Source organism: Anaerostipes stercorihominis (genome assembly GCF_057535655.1).
Genome location: NZ_BAAJCL010000024.1, coordinates 18,715 through 19,033, shown reverse-complemented (window position 1 = coordinate 19,033; position 319 = coordinate 18,715).

Sequence of the window (319 nt, the reverse complement as noted above, 5' to 3'; positions counted from 1 at the left end):
CCCTGATTCAATATACAGAGTATAAACAAATATAAACGATTTCTAAAATGACCTTAAAAAAATCTTAGGAATGTAAAAGACCTGGGAAATCACAAATAAAAGGAAGTACCGGTGTGTCATGACGCTTCCCGGTACTTCCAGTTTGAAAAGAGAGGATTAAAAATATATGAAAAACTATACCTGTAGGATATTTCCCGAATTCTTAGATTCTGTATTTCTAGGTCTTTCCTATGAGGTATGGCTAAAGTATATACTTTGTGGTCCTCTGATTCAATATATAAAGTATAAATAAATATAAATCATTTCTAAAATGACCTTA